Origin of the sequence: Rhizobium bangladeshense (genome assembly GCF_017357245.1) — a bacterium.
GTDB lineage: Bacteria > Pseudomonadota > Alphaproteobacteria > Rhizobiales > Rhizobiaceae > Rhizobium > Rhizobium bangladeshense.
In genome coordinates this window covers 3,701,471-3,721,460 of the sequence record NZ_CP071612.1, presented here as the reverse complement: position 1 = coordinate 3,721,460, position 19,990 = coordinate 3,701,471, and the positions used below count along the sequence as shown (strand labels likewise).

Here is a 19,990-nt window from a genome sequence, read left to right as displayed (position 1 = left end):
TGACTTTCGGATGACGGCGGCGCAAGAAGACACGGATACGAATAACCGTGGAGCTATTTGGGAGCCGTGTTGATTCAAGCCGCGCCAAGTTTCCTCACGCGGTCCGGACCGTTGGTCCGACTCGCCCTGTTTGCTCTTGCAGCCGCCATGCCGTTCTTCAATGCAGATGCCGCACGCGCCGATTTTCGCGTCTGCAACGGAACCCAAAATCTGGTTGGGGTGGCGATCGGATACAGGGCCAAGGACGGCTGGATCACGGAAGGTTGGTGGCAGGTGCCGGCAACGACCTGCGCCACTCTGATCGAGGGAGAATTGCAGTCGCGCTATTATTACCTCTACGCGGAGGACGCCGCCCGGGGAGGACGATGGACGGGGGACGTGCAGATGTGCGTGGCGGAAAACGAATTCAAGATCTCGGGCGTGCAGGATTGTTATGCCCGGGGTTACCAGAAGATGGGATTCAAGGAATATGACACGGGCCGCCAGGGCAGCTGGATGGTTCAACTCTCCGACACCCCAGGGACGCAAGAAAGTCAGAATTGATGAAGCGTAATCGCAAAGTTAAAATCCTCGCCACCCTCGGGCCCGCCTCATCCGAGGAGTCGATGATCGAGAAGCTGCACCAGGCCGGTGCCGACGTCTTCCGCATCAATATGAGCCATGCGAGCCACGACCTGATGCGAACGCTCATCCAGCGCATCCGCTCGGTCGAGGCGCGCTCCGGCCGGCCGATCGGCATTCTCGCCGACCTGCAGGGGCCGAAGCTGCGCGTCGGCAAGTTTACCGACAGCAAGGTCGACCTGAAACCTGGCCAGACCTTCACGCTGGACAACAACGAAGCGCTCGGCGATGCCACACGCGTCTACCTGCCGCATCCCGAGATCCTGGAATCGGTGCAGCCTGGCCACCGCCTGCTGATCGACGACGGCAAGCTCTGCCTGCGCGCCGACAAGTGCGACGGCAAGAGCATCGTCACGACGGTCATTTCGGGCACGCGCATTTCCGACCGCAAGGGCGTCAGCCTTCCCGACACGCTGCTTGGCGTCGGCGCACTGACCGACAAGGACCGTGCCGATCTCGACGCCGTGCTCGCCACCGATGATGTCGACTGGGTGGCGCTTTCTTTCGTCCAGCGTCCGGACGACCTTGCCGAAGTGCGCAAGATTGCCCGCGGCCGGGTCGGCCTGATGTCGAAGATCGAAAAACCGCAGGCTCTCGAGCGCATCGAGGAGATCATTGAGCTTTCCGACGCCTTGATGGTCGCCCGCGGCGATCTCGGCGTTGAGATGCCCCTCGAATCCGTTCCCGGCATCCAGAAGCAACTGATCCGCGCCTGCCGCCGGTCTGGCAAGCCGGTGGTCGTCGCCACGCAGATGCTGGAATCGATGATCTCCGCGCCGGTTCCGACGCGCGCCGAAGTTTCCGACGTCGCGACGGCCGTTTTCGAAGGGGCCGATGCCGTCATGCTTTCGGCCGAATCGGCCTCCGGCGACTATCCCGTCGAGGCTGTCTCGACCATGGCGTCGATTGCCGGCGCCATCGAGCGCGAGCCGCATTATCCCGGCATCATCTATGCCCAGCGCGCCCAGCCGGAAGCGACCGGCGCCGACGCGATCTCGCTTGCCGCCCGCCAGATCGCCGAGACGCTGAAGCTGTCGGCGATCGTCTGCTACACATCGTCCGGCACGACGGGCCTTCGCGCCTCGCGCGAGCGTCCGCAGGTGCCGATCCTGGCGCTGTCGCCGATCATCAAGACAGCGCGCCGGCTTGCCATCGTCTGGGGCCTCCATTGCGTCGTCACCCACGATGCGACCGATCTCGACGATATGGTCAACCGCGCTTGCCGCATCGTGGCCGACGAAGGCTTCGGCAAGCCCGGCGATCGCATCATCATCTCGGCCGGCGTGCCGCTCGGCACGCCGGGCGCAACCAACATGCTCCGCATTGCCTATATCGGTTCGGACGGCCAGAGCGGCATCTGATCCGATCGCATCCGTGATGAAGCCCGCTGCCTGAAGAGGCGGCGGGCTTTTTTGTCCATGTGACGAGGCATTGCCAAGGGATGCAGGGCATGCAAGTCTCGATCCTGGGTTTGGAGGGATCACCATGGATGTCGTCACTCTTTTGGCTTTTGCGGCCGTTTCTTTCGTCGGTATCGCGACGCCAGGGCCGACGGTGCTGCTGGCTTTGACAAATGGCTCGCGGCATGGGTGGCGCCGCGCGATTGCCGGAATGGTCGGCGCGGTTCTTTCGGATTTCGTGCTGATCGGCGCTGTGGCTGTCGGGCTTGGTGCGCTGCTTGCGGCATCGGAATTCTGGTTCTCGATGCTCAAATGGGCGGGTGCTGCCTATCTCGCTTTTCTCGGCATTATGCTCTTGCGTTCGAAGGGCACGATCGATGCGGCGCTGAAATCAGATGAGGCGGCGGCCATGAGATCGGCCTTATCGATCGGGCTGAAGAGTTTCATGGTCGCGGCGACGAACCCGAAGGGTTATCTCTTCTTCTCCGCCTTTCTGCCGCAGTTCATCGATCCCACCCAGCCGCAGGCGGCGCAGTTTATGCTGCTCGCCCTAGTCTTCGCTGTGCTCGATTTCATCATCATGTTCGGCTACGCTTTCTTCGGCTCGCAGGCGGTCCGTTTTCTGAAAACGTCAGGCGCCTTATGGCTGGAGCGGGCCTGCGGCGGCGCGTTGCTCGCCCTTGCCGGGTCGCTTGCCCTCTACCGCCGGGCAACGGTTTGATTTCAGGGCCGAGGCAGCGATAGGTGGCCGATTCGATAGGTCTGGGTGTGCCTGCCTATCTCAGGCATATCTTTCCATAGGCTGAAGCGTACGCGCGTCCATGTCGTCGGTTCGAAACCGGAGACGGAGGCGAGCGCACCTCTTGCCCGATCAGCTTCGGCCTCCGCGTTTTCGGCCCGGCGAAGATCGGCAAGCGACGCATAGGCTTGGGTCTGAATGATATCGCGGGTGGCAAACCCGGACGCCGCAATCTCGGGCGAGACTTCCGCTTGCCACACAATCCAGGTACTCACCTGCGGCCAGCCGAAGGCGCCGGTGAGTGCCTCGAAACCTGGGCCGCAGAGAAAGTCGCTTGCTCCCTCCGGTCTTTGCCAGAGATAGAAGGGCGCGTAGAGATTGTCGCGGCTGCCGAATTCGTCCTTCCGGGCGCTGAGATAGGCCTTAAAGCCGAGATCGGGGAAGCCGTCGAGAAGTGGCCCTTTTTCGCGGATGCGGCGCTCGATAATCGACATGTCGTAGTCAGCGGGCAGGGTGAAGCCGTATTGCATAGCGATCATGGCCGTGTCTCTACTGCACGCAGTCGCCAGTCAGGATCAGTCATCTGGGCGATGCCGTCGCCGAAGGACCAGTCCTCGGGCGCGCTGGTGCTGATAACGATCATCACGTCTTCCGGCCGGATGCCCGGCGATTGCGCCAGCAGTTCGGCGAGCCGAAGATAAAGCGCTGCCTTCATCTCAGCCGTTCGCGGCCGTCCGATCGTGACCGAGATATAGACGAAATCGTCCGAGCGCGGTCCGGCAAGATAGCTGCGGTCGAAGATCAGTTCATTTTCATCATGCTGATGGATGGCCTGAAAGCGGTCGTTCTCAGGCACGTCGAAGGTTTCGACCAGCGCGCGCTGGACATTGTCGGCGAGGGCAGCGAGATATTCCTGTGACTTGCCTCTGCGAAGAGAGATGCGAACGAAGGGCATTGGGATCTCCATGGTTCGGCCGTCCGGCGGCCTTGACAACAGCATCATCGCAGCACAGGATGGTACTGAAAATCAGAATTTTATGGACAAATTATCCTAAATAACGGAACTGTTGATGCGACGGACGATCTTCGATCTCGATGTGCTTCGAACCTTTTCGACCGGCATGGAGCTCGGCAATTTCGCCAAGGCGGCAGAAAAGCTCGGGCGTTCGACGTCGGCGGTCAGCGCGCAGCTGAAGAAGCTGGAGGAGCAGGCGGGCACGCCAATCTTCCGCAAGGCGGGGCGCGGGCTCGCGCTGACCGACGCCGGCGAAACGATGCTCGGTTATGCCAGACGGTTGCTGGAGCTCAACGACGAGGCGGCTGCGGCCGTCCACAGCGCCGAGCTGGAAGGCTGGGTGCGGCTCGGCTTGCAGGAGGATTTCGGCGAAAATCTGCTGCCCGAGGTGCTCGGCCGTTTCGCGCGGGCTCATCCGAAGGTGCGCATCGAGGCGCGGGTGGTGCGCAATGCCGAACTGCTGGAGCGCGTCACTTCGGGCAAGCTCGATCTGGCGCTCGCCTGGAGCGACGGCACGCTGGCGGCTCATTGCGAGCGCATCGGCGAGGTGCCGATGCGCTGGATCGGGCCTGCGGAGGGGCTGCCGGGCTGGCATGCGGCAAGCGGCGAACCCGTACCGCTCGCCTCGTTGGAGGCGCCGTGCCTGATGCGAACTGCGGCCACCCGGGCACTCGATGAGGCGGACATTTCCTGGCGGCTCGCCTTCGTTAGTCCCAGCCTCGGCGGTCTCTGGGCGGCCGCGGCGGCGGGCCTCGGGCTCACCATCCGCACGCCGATCGGCCTGCCGGCCAAAGTCCGGCCACTTGCGCCCGAAGCGGTCGGCCTGCCTGACTTGCCGAAGCTCGGGTTGGTTCTGCACCGGGCGGAGGCCGAACTGCAGCCGGCTGGAGCGCGGCTTGGCGCGCTCCTACTGGAGTCCGTGCATGACGCCCTGCGCGGGACAAGTGGCTGATATCTTCGTTGACCCTTCGGGCGCAGGCCTATAACCTCACGCCATTATGAAGATGCTCACTGCCAATATCGCTTCGGTCTTCTTCTTGAGCCGCTGACTTCGCTGCCTTGGGCAGGTCTTGCCTCCCGGGCCTATGGAGACGCGACCGCAGACCAGCTTCGGCTGGTTCTTGGTCGTGGAGCGAAACAACCTCCGCCCGGTAATCCGGCTTGAGAGGTTTACGACAGAGAGTTTTCATGACCGATGAACATTATCCGCCGGCGCTGACCGCAGCCGAGATCGAAGGATTCATCCGCGACGGATTTGTCCGAATCGACAGAGCCTTTCCACGCGAGTTGGCCGAAGAAGCACGCGCCATCATGTGGTGCGACATCCCCTGCGCTCCTGACGATCCCGCGACATGGACAAGGCCAGTGATCCGGCTTCCGGGTTATGGCGGAGGGCCATTCGCGGCAGCCGCCAACACGCCGGTCCTGCATGCTGCTTTCGACCAGCTCGTCGGCATTGGGCGCTGGGTCCGGCGTGACGGGCTCGGCAGTTTTCCGGTGCGCTTTCCACATCCCGATGACCCGGGCGATGCCGGCTGGCATGTCGATCTGAGCTTTCCCGGCGAGAATTGCGACGCGAATGAACAGCAGGATTTTTCGACCTGGCGAGTGAACATCACCTCGCGCGGCCGGGCGCTGCTGATGCTGTTTCTGTTTTCCGATGTTGGCGAGGAGGATGCGCCGACCCGCATCAGAGTGGGTTCGCATATGGATATGGCGCGCTACCTCGCACCGGCGGGCGAAGCTGGCCGCTCGCACATGGATCTCGAAACCATGGGCGCGGATCGTCCGCTGGCATTGGTGACGGGGCAGGCAGGCACTGTCTATCTCTGCCATCCCTTTCTGGTGCATGCGGCGCAGAAACATCGCGGCACTACGCCGCGTTTCATGGCGCAGCCACCGCTTGGCCTCACGCGGCCCTACAGGCTGGAGCGGAAAGACGGCAACTATTCGCCGGTCGAGGTGGCGATCCGGCGGGCGCTTCACGATCCCTGCTGACGGCCGATCAGGCATTCGGCCGCGGGCCGGATGCCTCACGATTGGTACTGCTGCTGAGCGTTGCGGCGGATGGCCTGGGGCGGTTGACCGAAGGCACGCAGGAAGGCTCGCCGCATGCGCTCGCGGTCGGCAAAGCCGGTCTCGTCGGCGACCACGTCGATCGGATGGCGACTCTGCTCCATCATCAGCCGGGCGGCTTCGAGCCTCAAGTTCTCGACGGCCTTGGCGGGGGACTGGCCGGTTTCGGAGCGGAAGGCGCGGCTGAACTGGCGGGGGCTGAGATGAGCGGCTTCCGCCAGCTCTTCGACGGACAGCTGCGCTTTCAAATTCTTGCGCGCGAAGTCGAGCGCCTTCTGAATGCGGTCTGATTTCGGCTCCAATTCCAGCAACGCGGAAAACTGTGACTGGCCGCCGGCGCGGCGGTGATAGACGACGAGCATGCGCGCGACGGCGCGGGCGACCTCGATGCCGTGATCCTTTTCGACCATCGCCAGCGCCAAGTCGATACCGGCTGTCATTCCGGCGGATGTCCAGACCGAACCATCGATGATGAAGATGCGGTCTTCTTCCACCCGGATCTTCGGGTAACGCGCTTTCATTTCGCGGGCAAGGCACCAATGTGTCGTCGCGCGGCGGCCGTCGAGAATGCCGGCTTCGGCAAGGTAGAAGGCTCCGGTGCAGATCGAAGCAATACGACGAGAGGCGCCCAATGCGGCACGCATGAAGGCGCTTTCGCCGGGCTTCGGCAAGACGAGGTCGGGTGCGCCGACGACGATCAGCGTGTCGAAGGCCGGATCACCAAAAGGCTCCGTCTCGATCGGCATGCCGAGCGAGGTGCGCAGCACTCCGCCAGCCTCAGAAATGTGGGTGATGTCATAAGCCTTCCGGCCGAGTTCGAGATTAGTGAACTCGAAGACCGAGACGGCGGCCAGACTCATGATCTGGAAGCCGGGATAGAGCAAGAAAGCGATGTGCTGCATGGCTAAGCTCCAACGTCCTGAAAAGTGGTATATATGACATTCAGGACGTCGGCAATCCCGCGTATTATTATCTTCACGCGCAGGGCGAGGTCCGGCGCATGAAGGAGATGGAGCATGGTACAGGAACATAAGGGTACGGCGCTTATCACCGGCGCATCCTCGGGCATCGGCGCAATCTATGCCCACAGACTGGCAAAGCAGGGGTACGACCTGATCATCGTCGCCCGCAATGAGGAGCGGCTGAGGGCATTGGCAGATCGGCTGACGACGGAAACCGGCAGGACGGTCGAGACCCTTGTCGCTGATCTCGGCAGGAAGGTGGATCTTTCCCGCGTCGAGAGCGTGCTGAAGGGAGACCGAAGCATCACGCTTCTGGTCAACAATGCCGGCTTCGGCGGAACGGCCCCGTTGCTTGCCGCCGATGTCGATAAGATGCAGGAAATGATCGAGCTTAACGTCACTGCACTGATGCGGCTGACTTATGCCGCCGTTCCTGGTTTCGTCTCACGCGGCGGCGGAACGGTCATTAATATCGCTTCCATTGTTGCGATTGCGCCGGAACTGTTGAACGGCGTCTATGGCGGTACGAAGGCCTTTGTGCTTGCCTTCAGCCAGTCGTTGAAGCACGAGCTCGCAGAAAAGAATATCCGCGTCCAGGCTGTGTTGCCTGGTGCCACAGCAACGGAGTTCTGGGGCGTCGCCGGCACACCCGTGGAGCATTTACCCGGTGAAATCGTGATGTCGGCGGAAGATATGGTCGATGCCTCGCTCGCAGGCCTCGAGCTCGGCGAATTCGCGACGATCCCGTCGCTTGAGGATGGCAGTCTGCTGACTGCCTATGAACAAGCGCGCCAGGCACTGATGCCGAGCCTCTCCCGGACAGCGCCGGCGAAACGATATAAGACGGCCTGACTGACGCGCCCGCGTTTACTCAGCCGAAGCGTTCCAGCGCCATGGTGAAGATGTCGGCATCGACATTGCCGCCGGAGGTGATGGCGACGACCGCATCGCTTTCCAGCGCCTCACCATGGAAAAGGGCGGCAGCCAGCGCCACTGCGCCACCCGGCTCGACGACGATCTTCAGCCTGACGAAGGCGAGCGCCATCGCCCGCAGCGCCTCCTCGTCGGTGACCACGATGCCGGCGCCGGCGAGGCGCTTCAGGATCGGAAAGGTGACATTGCCCGGCTGCGGCGTGATGATCGCATCGCAGATCGAGCCCGACATTGAGGCATTGCGTTCGATCCTGCCGGAGGCGAGCGAACGGGCGGTATCGTCGAAATTCTCGGGCTCGCATGGACGGACGCGAAAATCCGGCGCGCTGGCTTCGAGGGCAAGGGCGATGCCGGAGCTCAGCCCGCCGCCGCCGCAGGGAACGAGAACTTCGGCTGACGTGACACCCTCTTCTTCAGCCTGCTCGGAGATTTCGAGGCCGGTCGTGCCCTGGCCGGCGATCACCAGGGGCTCGTCGAAAGGCTTGATCAGCGTCAGGCCGCGTTCGGCGGAGAGCCGGGCGCCGATTTCGTCCCGATCCTCATTGGCGCGGTCGTAGAGCACGACTTCGGCACCGAAGGCGCGGGTATTGGCGATCTTCAGCTTCGGCGCATCGCTCGGCATGATGATCACGGCGGGCACGCCGTGCAGCTTGGCGGCAAGGGCGACACCCTGCGCATGATTGCCGGAGGAGAAGGCGATGACGCCGCGCGCGCGTACGGCCGGGTCGAGGCCGGAGACGGCAGACCAGCCGCCGCGAAACTTGAAGGAACCCGAATGCTGCAGACATTCCGCCTTCACGAACAGGCGCCGGCCGGCGATCTCGTTCAGGAAGGGGGAGGAGAGAAGCGGCGTGCGTCTGATGTGACCGCGCAGTCGGGCGCGGGCGGCAACAATCATTTCAATGCTGACCATTCGGGAATCGTCCTGCTTGCGGGATCGCTAATGCATAGGACGGGGCAAACGGTTTGTGAACGGCGACTTTGTCACCGTGACATGAATGCCCAACGCACCTATGCCCGCGGCTCGCCGACCGTCAATAACCGCCCGCCGAGCCTTCCGTCGCGCGGGCGTCCATGGCGCCGTTGTAGCGCGCGCCGCCGCCCTTTTCGATGGCGGCAAGGCTTTTGCCGCCTACGAGTATGCCGGCCGCCTGGCCCCAGAGCGGCGCGTCGTTGCCGCCGTCGAAGCTATAACCCATCGCCGCAAGCGTCCTTTCCGTATCCGGCGAAAGCGCATAGGGCTCGAGATAGACTTTGTCGGGCTGCCATTGGTGATGGAAACGCGGTGCATTGACCGCCTGGCCGATATCCATTCCGAAATCGATGACATTCAAAATCGCCTCCAGCGTGATGGTGATGATGCGCGAGCCGCCGGGGCTGCCGATCACCATGAAGGGCTTGCCGTCGCGGGTGACGATCGTAGGGCTCATCGAGGAGAGGGGCGTCTTCTTCGGGGCGATGGCATTGGCTTCGCCCTGAACAAGACCGTAAAGGTTCGGCACACCCGGCTTGGAGGTGAAATCGTCCATCTCGTTGTTGAGCAGAACGCCGGTGCCGGGCGCTACGACCGCCGCGCCGAAGGAGCCGTTCAGCGTATATGTCACGGCAACCGCATTGCCCGCGTCGTCGATGATGGAATAGTGGGTCGTCTCGTTGCTTTCCTTGTCGCCGAGCGGTTTCAAATTCGCCGAAGTCCCGGCCTTATAAGGGTCGATCTTTGCTGAGATCTCTTTGGCGTAGCTCTTGTCGAGCAGTTTTTCGATCGGGTTCTCGACGAAATCGGGATCGCCGAGTGCGGCGTTGCGGTCGACATAGGCGTAGCGCATTGCCTCGACCATGACATGCACGGTTTCAGCCGAGGCGTAGCCGAGATAGGAGAGCGGATAGCCTTCGAGGACGTTGAGGATCTCGCAGATGATAACGCCGCCGGAGGAGGGTGGCGGCGAAGAGATGATGTCGTAGCCGCGGTAATTGCACTCGATCGGCTTCAACTCGCGCACGGTATATTGCTCGAAATCTTCCTTGGCAAGGATACCACCCTTGGCCTGGCTCGCTTGGACGATCGCCTCGGCGGGGGCGGCCTTGTAGAAGGCGTCGGGGCCTCTTTCCGAGATGGCTGCCAGCACCGCGGCAAGATCCGGCTGCGCAAGCTTTTCGCCGGAGGCATAGGTCTTGCCGTCCGGTTTCAGGAAAATCTTCGCTGCCGTCTCGTCCTTCGCAAGGCGCTTGGCGCCGCCAGCAAGGATCGCCGCGTCACCCTGCTCCAGAGTGAAGCCCTCTTTGGCGAGACGCAGCGCCGGCGCGATCAAATCCTGGCGTGATCGGGTGCCGTATTTCTCGCGCGCCGTCTCGAAGCCCATGACGGAACCGGGAACGCCGACGGCGAGATAACCGTCAAGGCTGGCGCGCGGCACGATATCCCCCTTGCTGTCGAGATACATGGTCTTCGTCGCGGCGAGCGGCGCCCGTTCGCGGAAATCGAGGAAGGTTTTGGAGCCGTCTTTCAGGCGGATCGTCATGAAGCCGCCGCCGCCGAGATTGCCTGCCGAGGGATAGACGACCGCCAGTGCGTAACCGACGGCGACCGCCGCATCGACGGCGTTGCCGCCGCTCTTCAGCACCTCGACGCCGACATCGGTCGCCAGATGTTGGGCAGTGACGACCATCCCGTGTTCGGCTTCGACAGGTGCGGGCGACGCCGCGAAAGCCGTGGTCAGACTTAGCGACAATGCCGATATGACAGAGATCGTCCCGATATGCAGGCGGCCCATGATTTCCCCTCCTATGGACAACAACGGAAAGACATATGGGGCTGCCGCGGTCGGCGGCAATGCGGCGACCTAGGCTTTGTGGGAGCTGGCTGTCCGACCGGCGATACTAAACGCCGGAGAGAGCCCCCGGCATCAGCGACGGCTGGATCTGCATCGCGTGATCTTCAAGAGAGGCGGCAAGCCTCTCCTCGGCCCGGCGGGCGCTCGCCTGCAGGTCGCGCGGCTCGCCGGCGATCTTTTCCATGGCGGCGATGGCGACATCGGTGGCGAGATAATCCGGCTTGTGCCCGACGCCGCGGACCGTAACGAGTTCGGAGCCCGCTATATCGCGGGCAAGGCCGCGAGAATGCAGGTGTTCCCAGACGATTTCGTCGCGGTCGCCTGTTATGATGACAGTCGGCGCGGTGATCTGCGAATAAAGCAGCGACTGCTCCTTCACATAGGCGAGCAACCTTTTGAAATCAGCGGCATTGTTGTGGAAGGTGCGCGGCCGCAGCACAAGCGACGGACCGGTTTTCTCGATGTAATCGGCAGGCCGCGGATTGGGACGGAAAACATTCAGCGTGCCGCGCTCCAGCCGGCTCAGTCCAAGCGGAACGACGATAGCGTGGTTGAAGAGCCAACCAACGAGCGGCACGGTTGCCACATGATAATACCAGTCGATGCCGCCGGGCCACGGATGGGTGGCGGGCGCGAGGAAGAGAAGGCCTGCGGTTTTGTCGGGATGTCGCAGGCCGAAGGCGGCGGTGATTGCGCCGCCGAAGGAATGGCCGACGATGATCGCCTTCTCAATGCCGCGCTTTTCCATCAGTCGGGCGATTGCATCGGCCTGGCCTGAGGGGACGGCGTTCTCGGGGCCGCCACGTTCGGAATAACCGTGACCGGGACGATCGACGAACAGCATTTCCGCCCGCCCTTCGAGCGCAGCGCGAAAGGCAACGATCTGATCGAGCAGATTGCCGCTGGCGCCGTGAATGAAGACGAGCGCCGGCAGATCCGCACTCTCGGGACGCTCGATATGGACGGCATTCATGCGGTAGCCGCCGACATCCGTCAGTTCGCCGATATTCGGATAGGTCTGTTCGAATTGCCGCGCCTTGTAAGAGGAGTAACCTATGGCGGCGGCCAGCGGGGCGAGAAGAACGGAAACTTCTGCAAGCATGATCTTAACGGCGACAATCGATGGTTCTTGCGAGGGCGGCAGTCGTGTCAAAATGCCTCGACAGTTCTGAAAATTGCGCGATCTGGGCGGCGGTCAAGCGCGGCGACTCGGCTTCAGGTTCGATTGCCTGCCAGTTTTTCCGCAAGCATGTTGACCTGTTCCTGCGCGGTGCGTTCGGCGGGATAGATATCGAGGAACCGTTCCCAGGCCTTCAGCGTCAATTGGTCGTTGCCGGAATTGCTGAGGATCGCGGCCATGCCGGAGAGGGCGCCGAAATGGCGCGGCTCGAGATCCAGCACGCGCTCGATGTCGGACATCGACTTGCGGTAATTGCCCATGACAAAATTCAGCGAGGCGCGGCGATTCCAGCTCTCGGCATAATCTGGCTTGAGGGCGATCGCCTCGTCGAGGAAATCGAGAGCGGCGGGATTGCGCTTTTCCTCGATCGCCTTGTCGGCCCATTGCATCAGCAGATTGATGGTCGCGCTGCCGGAATCATTCCATTCCATGCGAATTTCGTTCGCGATGCTGCTGGCCTTGTCGGGATCGCGCTCGCGTTTCAGCTGGCTGAAAAGCTGATCGAGACGCTGCTTCGGCGAACTACTGGCATCCCTCTGCTCGACAATGACGTCCTTTTCCGCCGCGGCGGCAGGAAACGGGGAGGCGAAGAGGATGAAAGCAAGCGGCAGCACCGCTGACGTCAAAGCAAAAAAGCGCATAGCGGACATATTAGTCCGCCAGCGCCGAAGATCAAACAAATTAGACGGGATCACCGCAGCGACCTACCGGATATGCCTGGCCGTAACATGCGCGGCGCAGCAATCCGGATTCGCGCAATCAGCCCTGACGAGCCTTATAGCGCGGGTTCAGCTTGTTGATGATGTAGATGCGGCCCTTGCGACGAACCAGACGGTTGTCACGGTGACGAGCCTTGAGCGACTTGAGCGAATTCTTGATCTTCATTTTTCTGATCCGCGATCTCTATGGGGGAATTCACATTCGCCCGTAACTTTAACAATCAAAAGCGCGCCGTCGGGGCGCGCTCTTTAGGTGGGGGTGCAGATACCTCGTCACCTTTTCCGTGTCAACCACGTGACGGTGTTTTTCCAAAGCCGCATGGCCGCTTTCTCACCGCGAAACCGGCGATTTCGGCGTCAACGTGGTGACATGACCCATCTTGCGGCCCGGGCGCCACTCGCTCTTGCCATAGAGGTGAACCAGCGTGTCTGGACGCTGCAGCCAATCGGGAACGGCAAGGATATCGTCGCCGACGAGATTCCGCATGACGCAGTCGGAGTGCCGCTCGCCATTGCCGAGCGGCAGGCCGGCGACAGCGCGTATATGCTGCTCGAACTGGCTGACGACGCAGGCGGCTTCCGTCCAATGACCAGAATTGTGGACGCGAGGCGCCATCTCGTTGGCGATCAGGCTGCCGTCGGCAAGCACGAAGAATTCGATGCCGATGACGCCGACATAGTTCAATGCGGCGAGGATCTTTTCGGCCGATCGACGAGCGGCCTCCGCCGTTGCCGCCGAGATTGCGGCTGGAACGGTCGAGGTGTGAAGGATGCCGTTCCGGTGGATGTTTTCGGCAGGATCGAAGCAGACGATCGCGCCGTCCGTGGCGCGTGCAGCGATGATCGAGACTTCGCGCTCGAAGGCGATAAAGCTTTCGAGGATCAGCGGCACGGCCCCGAGCGCGGCATATGCACCGTCAGGATCGTCCGCCGCCGAGCGGAATACCTTCTGCCCCTTGCCGTCATAGCCGAGGCGGCGGGTCTTCAAAACGCCCCGCCCGCCGAAATCCTCAAGGGCGGCCTCCAGATCGGCCTGGCTGTCGATCGCATGAAAGCGGGCGGTTGATATGCCGCAGCCGTTGAGGAAGCGTTTTTCGACCAGCCGATCCTGTGCGGCTTCCAGCGCTTTCGGCGGCGGGTAGACGGCGATGCTTGCCGAGAGCCTCTCGGCGGCCCCGACGGGCACATTCTCGAATTCGTAGGTGACGACGTCGCAGGCGGCGGCGAGTTCGGCCAAGGCGGCCGGATCGTCATAGGCGGCAACGATCTGCCGGTTGGCAAGCTGGGCAGCCGGGCAGTCCGGCTGCGGCTCGAGGATGACAGTGCGGAAATTCAATCTGGCGGCGGCAATGGCCAGCATGCGGCCGAGCTGGCCGCCGCCGATGATGCCGATCGTTCCTGCCTTCATAGGTCGTCCATCGGGTATTCGGCGACGGCGACACTCTGGCGCTCGCGCCATTCGTCCAGCCTGTCGGCGATCTCTTCGTCGGAAAGGGCAAGCACGGCGGCGGCTAGAAGAGCGGCGTTGATCGCGCCCGCCTTGCCGATAGCGAGCGTCCCAACCGGAATGCCGGCCGGCATCTGCACGATGGAAAGAAGGCTGTCCTGCCCGGAGAGAGCTTTAGACTGGACCGGCACGCCGAAGACCGGCAGCGGCGTCATCGATGCGGCCATGCCCGGCAGGTGGGCCGCGCCGCCGGCGCCGGCAATAATCACCTTGAACCCTTCAGCCCGTGCACCCTTGGCGAAGTTGACCAGCCGGTCGGGCGTGCGATGCGCCGAGATAATGCGCGCGTCGTAAGCAATCTCCAGCGATTCCAGCGTGTCGGCAGCGTTCTTCATGGTCTCCCAATCGGATTGGCTGCCCATGATGATGGCGACGGGTGGTCTGTCTGTCATCGCGCGGCCGCTCCTTTCAGGCAATGATGTCGGGAACGATCTGATCTTCCAGCTTGGAGAGCTTGTCCTTGATGACGAGCTTCTTCTTTTTCATGCGCTGGATTCGCAGAGCGTCGCACCCGGTCTCAATCATGGCATTGATCGCGGCATCGAAATCCTCGTGCTCCTGGCGCAGGCGCGCCACCATGAGCCTGATTTCCGCCTGTTCCTGATCGGCCATATGCATTCCCCGTTATCGTCCTCGGACCTTGTCCGATCTGCCGATGATTTCCGCAAGCTCCTATCACCAAATACGGGTAACGGCTAGTTAGTCTTGATCATGAATTTGCCATCTCATCTTCATCTTTTGGCCTTCGACAAGCCTTCAAAAATATGTCACAGTCCGCGCGTTGACACCTTGATCCCCGACGAAGACGGTCGGGGAGGGTAAGAGGAAGGAAGGGTCAAATGACAGTTGAAGCTCATCTTGAATCACTCCAGAAAAAGCATGTTGCTCTCGAGGAGGAGTTGCATGCACTTAGAACAGCTCCCTCTATCTCCGATACAGAAATTGCCGAATGCAAGCGCCGCAAGCTGCGCATCAAGGACGAGATTCAGCGTCTCAAGTCATCCGTCCATTGATCTTCCCAAGGGTCGCCGGGCGATCTTGCGCAAGAGGTAAATCCATCCATTCCGCCAAAAATTTGCAAGAACCGGTGATCACACCAGAATTGCGCCAGCCCGATGCTTGTGACGTCGCGGCTGGCGCTTTTGCGTCTGCTCGCAGCAAATGGCGTTACAATGATTGCGCCGGGGGAAGGGCGCGGTCAGGCCCAGAACTGATCTAGCCATAGATTGAGCTTGTCAAAGCCGCGGTTGTTGACCGCATAGATGCGTTTCGTACCTTCCGAGGTTACGGAGACGAGGTTGCTGTCCAGCAGCGCCTTCAGATGTTGCGAGACAGCAGGTCGGCTGATCGGCAGGCCCTCGGCAAGCTCGTTGACCGTGCGCGGCGCGCGCCGCAATTCCTCCAGCAGAAAGCGCCGGTTAGGATCGGCAATCGCAGAGAAAGGGTCCGTGTTCGACATGCAGGAACGCTACGTCAAACCGCACGGCGCAGCAAGAAAATTGTGCATTGCAGCGTGCTGCGGCCATTACCCGCCAAGGCCCTCGCGCATGATCAGCAAGGCCGCGATCAGTGCCATCGCATACATGAAAGGGTAGAAAATCTGAGGCTTCATGCGGCGCACGCACCAGGCGCCGGCAAGGGTCGCGAGCGGCGCGACAGGCAGGAGCGTGGCGGAGGTCGCAAGGTTCTGTGTGTCGAGCTGGCCGAGCGCGAAATAGGGGATCAGCTTGATGGCGTTGAGGATCGCGAAGAAGCGCACGCTGGTGCCGGTATATTCGCGCGGCTCCAGCTTGAGCGGCAGGGCATAGATCTGAAACGGCGCGCCGCCGGCATGGGCGACGAAGCTGCCATATCCGGAAAACGTTCCCCAGAGACCGGCGGCCACCGGCCGCTGGCCGCGCGGCGGGATCGTCTTGCCGGCGCTGGGGCCGAAATTATTCCAGAAATAACGTAGACAGAAGAGGATCGTCACCGCGCCGATGACGACACGCAGCACGTTACCGGGTACGAGCGCGGAAGTCGCCCAGCCGAGGGCAATGCCCAAAATTGCACCCGGCAGCATGATCTTCAGCGTTGCCCAATCGCCGTACCTGCGCCAGATGACAAGCGAGATCATGTCCATGAAGACCAGGATCGGCAGCAGGATCGCCGCCGCCTCGAGCGGCGAGACCACGAGGGCGAGAAAGGGTAGGCCGATCAGCGACAAAGCATCGCCCATGCCGCCTTTTGCAAGTCCGACTAGCAGAACTGCGGGCACGGCGGCGTAGTAGAATGACAAGTCCTGCGGCATGCTTTCGACGTCCTCCTCTTGCAAGCCTCCTCTAACGGAACTACTCACACAAAACGAGTGCGGATCCGTCCTTTCGAGAAGGGAATTCGCAGGAAACGGAAAGACCTCATGACCGAACCCGAAAATCGCTGCCGCCTGGTCCTCATCGCCCCTGATATCGCCGACGCCGATGAGCAGGCAAGGATCGTCGCCGACGCGCTGAAGGGCGGCGATGTCGCCTCGGTGATCGTGCCACAATACGGGCTCGACGACGGCACTTTCCAGAAACACGCCGAGAAGCTGGTGCCGGTAATCCAGGATGCCGGAGCCGCCGCGCTGATTGCAGGCGATAGCCGCGTGGCGGGACGGGCAAAGGCCGATGGCCTGCATCTTGCGGGTAACGCGCAGGCGCTGTCGGAGGCGATCGACAAACACGCACCAAAGCTAATCGTCGGCGGCGGCAACGCGAGCGACCGGCACACGGCGCTGGAGATCGGCGAGGTCAGGCCGGATTATATCTTCTTCGGCAAACTCGACGGGGACATCAAGCCTGAGGCGCATCCCAAGAACCTCGCGCTCGGCGAATGGTGGGCCTCGATGATAGAGATCCCCTGCATTGTCATGGGCGGCACCGATCCGGCGTCGGCTCTTGCCGTCGCCGAGACCGGAGCAGAGTTCGTAGCGTTCCGGCTGGCGGTGTTCGGAGAGCCCGCTCGGGCGCCGTCCATCGTTGCCGAGATCAACGCTCTGCTTGACGAAAAAGCGCCACGGTTTGAGGATTGAAATCCCGCTCATGCCGATCCCGCCCGCCCGCCTTTTGAAATATATGCTCGCCAGCATGGTCGCCCTCACCGCGGGCGGGTCTAATATCGCCCTGGCGCAGGCACCCGGCAGCGTCATCGGCCAGCCGGGCACTGCGCCGGCTTCAAGCTTCCGCACGGACCGGCTCACCGGCGAGGACGTGAAGCCCTCGGATGGCGTCGGCGTTTTCGACCGCATGGGCGCGAAGCTGCCCGACCTTCCGCCGGAGAAGGACTACAAAGGGCCGATCGACGAGGCTTACGGCGCCTTTCAGCGCGGCTACTACTTGACGGCAATGGACAAGGCCCTGCCGCGCGCCCAGCTCGGCGACCCTGCGGCGCAGACGCTTATCGGCGAAATCCTCTCGCAAGGCCTCGGCGTCAAGAAGGACATAAAGAATGCAGCCTTCTGGTACGGCAAGGCGGCCGAAGGCGGCGATCCTGCGGCGATGTTCAAATATGCGCTGATGCTGATGGAAGGCCACGGTGTGATGCGCGACAAGGCTAAGGCCGACGATTATATGCGCAAGGCTGCCGAGGCCGGCAATCCCTCAGCCGAATTCAACTGGGCCCAGATCCTCATCGCCGACAATCCGGGCGAAAAGGGGCTGAAGCTCGCGCTGCCGTTCTACGAGAAATCGGCCGAACAGGGCATTGCCGACTCGCAATATGCCGTGGCGCAGATCTATGCGACGCTGAAGGACCTGCCGGAGGAAAAGAAGCAGCTTGCCCGCGAATGGATGGCGCGTGCCGCGCGTGCCGGCTTCGATACGGCCCAGCTCGATCTCGGCATCTGGCTCGTCAACGGCGTCGGTGGGCCGAAGGACTACGTCAAGGGTTTCGAGTGGCTGAAACTTGCCGCCAATGGCGGCAATGTCGTCGCGCAGAACAAGCTCGCCCATCTCTATATCAACGCGATCGGCACGCCGCCGGATCCGGTCGAAGCGGCGAAGTGGTATGTGTTGTCGCGCCGTGCGGGACTCGCCGATCCGGCGCTCGAGGATTTCTATCTCGGCATTGAGGAGGGACAACAGAAGGCGGCGATCGACGCCGCCAACAGATTCCGGCGGCGGTAGCCGCCGGGCGTCTAGAACAGCGCGTCGGCGAAAAGATCCTCGTCACCTTCCGCTTTGGCGATCCCGGCGGGAGCTGGAATGCTCTCCTCGCTTGCCGGGATGATATCGCGGTGAATACTGCGCTCCTGGACCATCGTGTAGAGCTTGAAGATCTTACGGTCGAGCGGTGCAATGGCCTCGGCGAGATCGGAGATATCGGCGACATCGGTGCCAGCGACGCCTTCGAGTACATCGGCGCAGCGGGCAAGGACATCGCCAAGTTCATGCTGGAAGTCCAGCTTGCCGATCAGCAGGCCAATCTTGGTGGCGACCTCGCGGCCGTTCTCGGCGAGTACCTTCAGCTCGTTTTCCATGACGTTGGCCGCGGAACGGATATTGCCGACGGCGAACGTCAGGCTCTCTCCCAGTCCGCCGGCCGCCGCATCCGTAGCCGGAGCCACTCGCTCGGCTGCGGCTTCGAGCCCCGGCAGGCCATTGACGATGGCGTCGGCAGATTCGTCGAGCTTGCCGGCGAAGATGCGCAGCTCGGCAGTCACCACGTTGATCGACTTGCCTTCCTCGCCGAGCCGGCTGCAGCGCAGGTTGGTATTCAAAGCCATGTAATGGATGTCGGTCTTGACCGCGCGGATGTTGGCGATGGCTTCGGAAAGCTTGGCGGCCGTGCCGATCGTCGAATGGCTTACCTGATCGGCCTGGCGGCTTGCAGTGTCGACCTGCTTGACGATCTCGTGGGCGGCAGAGACGCTGGCTTCCAGCGCGCGCATGAAATTGCCGCCGGCTTCGCCGCTTTCCGTCCCCATTTGATCGCGCAGTTTGAGGATTTCCCGCATATCATGGTCGAAACTCGCGATCGTCTTGACGACGTTCTCCGAATCCCGCTGGAAATTGACGCACATGTCGCTGATCTGCGCGGCGGTCAGATGGTGAACAACATTCTGGAGACGCTGGCGTGCGCCGGCGTCGAGCCTGGCGCCATCTTCGCCGGCGAGGAAATCGTCAAGCAGCGAAAAGATTGCCTGCACATGCTCGATGCGCTGGCGGGTGATATCACCGATCTGGAGGGCCGATAGAGTGGCGCTGACCTTGCTCTGGACACCACGTGCAATAGCACCAACCTCTCGGGCGATGACGCCGAGATTCTTGCGGTGTTCGGTGATCTTGGCGGCATCATCGCGCAGGGCTCCGGCCACCGCGGGAACGGTATCGGCGTAGCTCTTAGAGACGTTGGCGCCGAAGGAGGCGGCGAGTTTGACCTCTTTCTCGAGACTGTCGAGATGGGCGGCGAAGCGATTGACCTCGTCGGTGCCCGAATAGATCCGTTCGAGGATCTCCTGAGCGAAGCCGGCGAATTCGGCAAGGCCGGCGCCGGTGATCTTTACGGTCACGGCAAAGGTTCTGAGATAGCGCATCGTCTCCTGCATGTCGGCGACATGCTTGCGCAGCTCCCTGCCGGTTTGTGCCAGCGAGATGAGCGCCTGCTGGCGGTTTTCTTCGATGACCGGCAATGCAGTCAGGCTTTCCACCGTGGCGCGGAGATCGGCGCTGGTATCGCTCGCCTCCTTGTCGTCGAGTGCCTTGGCGACACTTTCGAGCGAATTCAGCAGGCGGTTGAGGACATCCATCACTGACAGCAGCACCGAGCCGCCCTCGAGAAAGCGCTCCTCGACTTGGCTGCGGGCGGATTCCAGGGTCTGACTGATCTCCCGCCCCGATGCGTAGGCTGCAGCGTCGGATGATACCAGAGCGTGTGCCACATTTATACCTTTTCTCAAAACACAGACCATTCGACTCTAGTTTTACGGGCAGGATGGAAATGTCCGGTAAACGCAACAGACTCGCGTGCGTTGTGATTAATGAAAGGT

23 protein-coding genes are annotated in these 19,990 nt (G+C 62.0%); 9 read left to right on the top strand and 14 right to left on the bottom strand.

Annotated features, from left to right (window positions below; all coding sequences use genetic code 11):
- Positions 1-57: 57 nt before the first annotated feature.
- From J2J98_RS18025 to J2J98_RS18015, 3 genes are all read left to right on the top strand, one after another.
- Positions 58-543 carry a DUF1036 domain-containing protein gene (locus J2J98_RS18025; RefSeq protein WP_138394872.1) on the top strand — a complete coding sequence of 162 codons (486 nt, stop codon included), beginning with the start codon at positions 58-60 and terminating at the stop codon, positions 541-543.
- Positions 543-1,982, top strand: coding sequence for a pyruvate kinase (gene pyk, locus J2J98_RS18020; protein ID WP_064712174.1), 1,440 nt, complete (start codon positions 543-545; stop codon positions 1,980-1,982). Before J2J98_RS18025 ends, pyk begins: the two co-directional genes overlap by 1 nt.
- 124 nt (positions 1,983-2,106) lie before the next feature.
- Positions 2,107-2,742, top strand: coding sequence for a LysE family translocator (locus J2J98_RS18015; RefSeq protein WP_064708750.1), 636 nt, complete (start codon positions 2,107-2,109; stop codon positions 2,740-2,742).
- 2 nt (positions 2,743-2,744) lie between these two features.
- On the opposite strand, the gene J2J98_RS18010 is transcribed toward J2J98_RS18015, so the two are convergent.
- Entirely contained in the window at positions 2,745-3,299 is a 555-nt protein-coding gene (locus J2J98_RS18010) for a DUF4865 family protein (protein ID WP_207601748.1), read from the bottom strand.
- Positions 3,296-3,715, bottom strand: a complete 420-nt coding sequence (locus J2J98_RS18005; RefSeq protein WP_207601747.1) for a tautomerase family protein — start codon at positions 3,713-3,715, stop codon at positions 3,296-3,298. The genes J2J98_RS18010 and J2J98_RS18005 overlap by 4 nt, the downstream gene beginning before the upstream one ends.
- Positions 3,716-3,830: 115 nt before the next feature.
- On the opposite strand from J2J98_RS18005, the gene J2J98_RS18000 reads away from it, so the two are divergent.
- Together J2J98_RS18000 and J2J98_RS17995 are read left to right on the top strand one after the other, a co-directional pair.
- Positions 3,831-4,727, top strand: a complete 897-nt coding sequence (locus J2J98_RS18000) for a LysR substrate-binding domain-containing protein (protein WP_207601746.1) — start codon at positions 3,831-3,833, stop codon at positions 4,725-4,727.
- Between the two features lie 236 nt (positions 4,728-4,963).
- Positions 4,964-5,773: a phytanoyl-CoA dioxygenase family protein gene (locus J2J98_RS17995; RefSeq protein ID WP_064708753.1), complete on the top strand. Its 810-nt coding sequence runs from the start codon at positions 4,964-4,966 to the stop codon at positions 5,771-5,773.
- 35 nt (positions 5,774-5,808) lie between these two features.
- Here J2J98_RS17995 and J2J98_RS17990 read toward each other — a convergent pair whose 3' ends face one another.
- On the bottom strand, positions 5,809-6,753 hold the full coding sequence (locus tag J2J98_RS17990; protein ID WP_207601745.1) for a GlxA family transcriptional regulator: 945 nt from the start codon (positions 6,751-6,753) through the stop codon (positions 5,809-5,811).
- Positions 6,754-6,867: 114 nt separating this feature from the next.
- On the opposite strand from J2J98_RS17990, the gene J2J98_RS17985 reads away from it, so the two are divergent.
- Positions 6,868-7,665, top strand: coding sequence for an SDR family NAD(P)-dependent oxidoreductase (locus J2J98_RS17985; protein ID WP_138394867.1), 798 nt, complete (start codon positions 6,868-6,870; stop codon positions 7,663-7,665).
- Between the two features lie 19 nt (positions 7,666-7,684).
- Here J2J98_RS17985 and J2J98_RS17980 read toward each other — a convergent pair whose 3' ends face one another.
- From J2J98_RS17980 to J2J98_RS17945, 8 genes are all read right to left on the bottom strand, one after another.
- Complete coding sequence (locus J2J98_RS17980; protein ID WP_207601744.1) at positions 7,685-8,659, bottom strand: threonine ammonia-lyase; 975 nt, start codon at positions 8,657-8,659, stop codon at positions 7,685-7,687.
- 121 nt (positions 8,660-8,780) lie between these two features.
- Complete coding sequence (gene ggt, locus J2J98_RS17975; protein WP_207601743.1) at positions 8,781-10,517, bottom strand: gamma-glutamyltransferase; 1,737 nt, start codon at positions 10,515-10,517, stop codon at positions 8,781-8,783.
- A gap of 106 nt (positions 10,518-10,623) precedes the next feature.
- Positions 10,624-11,679 (bottom strand): alpha/beta fold hydrolase, encoded by a 1,056-nt coding sequence (locus J2J98_RS17970; protein ID WP_207601742.1) that lies wholly within the window; start codon positions 11,677-11,679, stop codon positions 10,624-10,626.
- A 113-nt stretch (positions 11,680-11,792) separates the two neighbouring features.
- Positions 11,793-12,407 carry a tetratricopeptide repeat protein gene (locus tag J2J98_RS17965; RefSeq protein ID WP_064712167.1) on the bottom strand — a complete coding sequence of 205 codons (615 nt, stop codon included), beginning with the start codon at positions 12,405-12,407 and terminating at the stop codon, positions 11,793-11,795.
- 109 nt (positions 12,408-12,516) lie between these two features.
- Positions 12,517-12,642 (bottom strand): type B 50S ribosomal protein L36, encoded by a 126-nt coding sequence (gene ykgO / locus J2J98_RS17960; protein ID WP_003582204.1) that lies wholly within the window; start codon positions 12,640-12,642, stop codon positions 12,517-12,519.
- 165 nt (positions 12,643-12,807) lie between these two features.
- The gene (locus J2J98_RS17955) at positions 12,808-13,884 is read right to left on the bottom strand and encodes a 5-(carboxyamino)imidazole ribonucleotide synthase (protein ID WP_207601741.1); all 1,077 of its coding nucleotides are present in this window, start codon (positions 13,882-13,884) and stop codon (positions 12,808-12,810) included.
- Positions 13,881-14,375 carry a 5-(carboxyamino)imidazole ribonucleotide mutase gene (gene purE / locus J2J98_RS17950; protein ID WP_064708761.1) on the bottom strand — a complete coding sequence of 165 codons (495 nt, stop codon included), beginning with the start codon at positions 14,373-14,375 and terminating at the stop codon, positions 13,881-13,883. The genes J2J98_RS17955 and purE overlap by 4 nt, the downstream gene beginning before the upstream one ends.
- A 16-nt stretch (positions 14,376-14,391) precedes the next feature.
- Positions 14,392-14,595: a YdcH family protein gene (locus J2J98_RS17945; protein WP_010028538.1), complete on the bottom strand. Its 204-nt coding sequence runs from the start codon at positions 14,593-14,595 to the stop codon at positions 14,392-14,394.
- 227 nt (positions 14,596-14,822) lie between these two features.
- Between J2J98_RS17945 and J2J98_RS17940 the strand changes: the two genes are divergently transcribed.
- Positions 14,823-14,996 carry a YdcH family protein gene (locus J2J98_RS17940; protein WP_008533139.1) on the top strand — a complete coding sequence of 58 codons (174 nt, stop codon included), beginning with the start codon at positions 14,823-14,825 and terminating at the stop codon, positions 14,994-14,996.
- Positions 14,997-15,181: 185 nt separating this feature from the next.
- On the opposite strand, the gene J2J98_RS17935 is transcribed toward J2J98_RS17940, so the two are convergent.
- Both J2J98_RS17935 and J2J98_RS17930 read right to left on the bottom strand, forming a co-directional pair.
- Complete coding sequence (locus tag J2J98_RS17935) at positions 15,182-15,442, bottom strand: ArsR/SmtB family transcription factor (RefSeq protein ID WP_003552646.1); 261 nt, start codon at positions 15,440-15,442, stop codon at positions 15,182-15,184.
- A gap of 66 nt (positions 15,443-15,508) precedes the next feature.
- Positions 15,509-16,273, bottom strand: a complete 765-nt coding sequence (locus J2J98_RS17930; protein ID WP_138394861.1) for a sulfite exporter TauE/SafE family protein — start codon at positions 16,271-16,273, stop codon at positions 15,509-15,511.
- A 108-nt stretch (positions 16,274-16,381) separates the two neighbouring features.
- On the opposite strand from J2J98_RS17930, the gene J2J98_RS17925 reads away from it, so the two are divergent.
- Both J2J98_RS17925 and J2J98_RS17920 read left to right on the top strand, forming a co-directional pair.
- Positions 16,382-17,035 carry a thiamine phosphate synthase gene (locus tag J2J98_RS17925; protein WP_207601740.1) on the top strand — a complete coding sequence of 218 codons (654 nt, stop codon included), beginning with the start codon at positions 16,382-16,384 and terminating at the stop codon, positions 17,033-17,035.
- 10 nt (positions 17,036-17,045) lie between these two features.
- A complete protein-coding gene (locus J2J98_RS17920; protein ID WP_207601739.1) occupies positions 17,046-18,128 on the top strand; it encodes a tetratricopeptide repeat protein in 1,083 nt (360 codons plus the stop codon).
- A gap of 11 nt (positions 18,129-18,139) precedes the next feature.
- On the opposite strand, the gene J2J98_RS17915 is transcribed toward J2J98_RS17920, so the two are convergent.
- Complete coding sequence (locus J2J98_RS17915; protein ID WP_207601738.1) at positions 18,140-19,882, bottom strand: chemotaxis protein; 1,743 nt, start codon at positions 19,880-19,882, stop codon at positions 18,140-18,142.
- Positions 19,883-19,990 lie beyond the last annotated feature (108 nt).

Coding starts and splice junctions, on each gene's coding strand:
- pyk (WP_064712174.1), top strand. CDS start 543: ATGAAGCGTAATCGCAAAGTTAAAATCCTCGCCACCCTCGGGCCCGCC.
- J2J98_RS18015 (WP_064708750.1), top strand. CDS start 2,107: ATGGATGTCGTCACTCTTTTGGCTTTTGCGGCCGTTTCTTTCGTCGGT.
- J2J98_RS18010 (WP_207601748.1), bottom strand. CDS start 3,299: ATGATCGCTATGCAATACGGCTTCACCCTGCCCGCTGACTACGACATG.
- J2J98_RS18005 (WP_207601747.1), bottom strand. CDS start 3,715: ATGCCCTTCGTTCGCATCTCTCTTCGCAGAGGCAAGTCACAGGAATAT.
- J2J98_RS18000 (WP_207601746.1), top strand. CDS start 3,831: ATGCGACGGACGATCTTCGATCTCGATGTGCTTCGAACCTTTTCGACC.
- J2J98_RS17995 (WP_064708753.1), top strand. CDS start 4,964: ATGACCGATGAACATTATCCGCCGGCGCTGACCGCAGCCGAGATCGAA.
- J2J98_RS17990 (WP_207601745.1), bottom strand. CDS start 6,753: ATGCAGCACATCGCTTTCTTGCTCTATCCCGGCTTCCAGATCATGAGT.
- J2J98_RS17985 (WP_138394867.1), top strand. CDS start 6,868: ATGGTACAGGAACATAAGGGTACGGCGCTTATCACCGGCGCATCCTCG.
- J2J98_RS17980 (WP_207601744.1), bottom strand. CDS start 8,659: ATGGTCAGCATTGAAATGATTGTTGCCGCCCGCGCCCGACTGCGCGGT.
- ggt (WP_207601743.1), bottom strand. CDS start 10,517: ATGGGCCGCCTGCATATCGGGACGATCTCTGTCATATCGGCATTGTCG.
- J2J98_RS17970 (WP_207601742.1), bottom strand. CDS start 11,679: ATGCTTGCAGAAGTTTCCGTTCTTCTCGCCCCGCTGGCCGCCGCCATA.
- J2J98_RS17965 (WP_064712167.1), bottom strand. CDS start 12,407: ATGTCCGCTATGCGCTTTTTTGCTTTGACGTCAGCGGTGCTGCCGCTT.
- ykgO (WP_003582204.1), bottom strand. CDS start 12,642: ATGAAGATCAAGAATTCGCTCAAGTCGCTCAAGGCTCGTCACCGTGAC.
- J2J98_RS17955 (WP_207601741.1), bottom strand. CDS start 13,884: ATGAAGGCAGGAACGATCGGCATCATCGGCGGCGGCCAGCTCGGCCGC.
- purE (WP_064708761.1), bottom strand. CDS start 14,375: ATGACAGACAGACCACCCGTCGCCATCATCATGGGCAGCCAATCCGAT.
- J2J98_RS17945 (WP_010028538.1), bottom strand. CDS start 14,595: ATGGCCGATCAGGAACAGGCGGAAATCAGGCTCATGGTGGCGCGCCTG.
- J2J98_RS17940 (WP_008533139.1), top strand. CDS start 14,823: ATGACAGTTGAAGCTCATCTTGAATCACTCCAGAAAAAGCATGTTGCT.
- J2J98_RS17935 (WP_003552646.1), bottom strand. CDS start 15,442: ATGTCGAACACGGACCCTTTCTCTGCGATTGCCGATCCTAACCGGCGC.
- J2J98_RS17930 (WP_138394861.1), bottom strand. CDS start 16,273: ATGCCGCAGGACTTGTCATTCTACTACGCCGCCGTGCCCGCAGTTCTG.
- J2J98_RS17925 (WP_207601740.1), top strand. CDS start 16,382: ATGACCGAACCCGAAAATCGCTGCCGCCTGGTCCTCATCGCCCCTGAT.
- J2J98_RS17920 (WP_207601739.1), top strand. CDS start 17,046: ATGCCGATCCCGCCCGCCCGCCTTTTGAAATATATGCTCGCCAGCATG.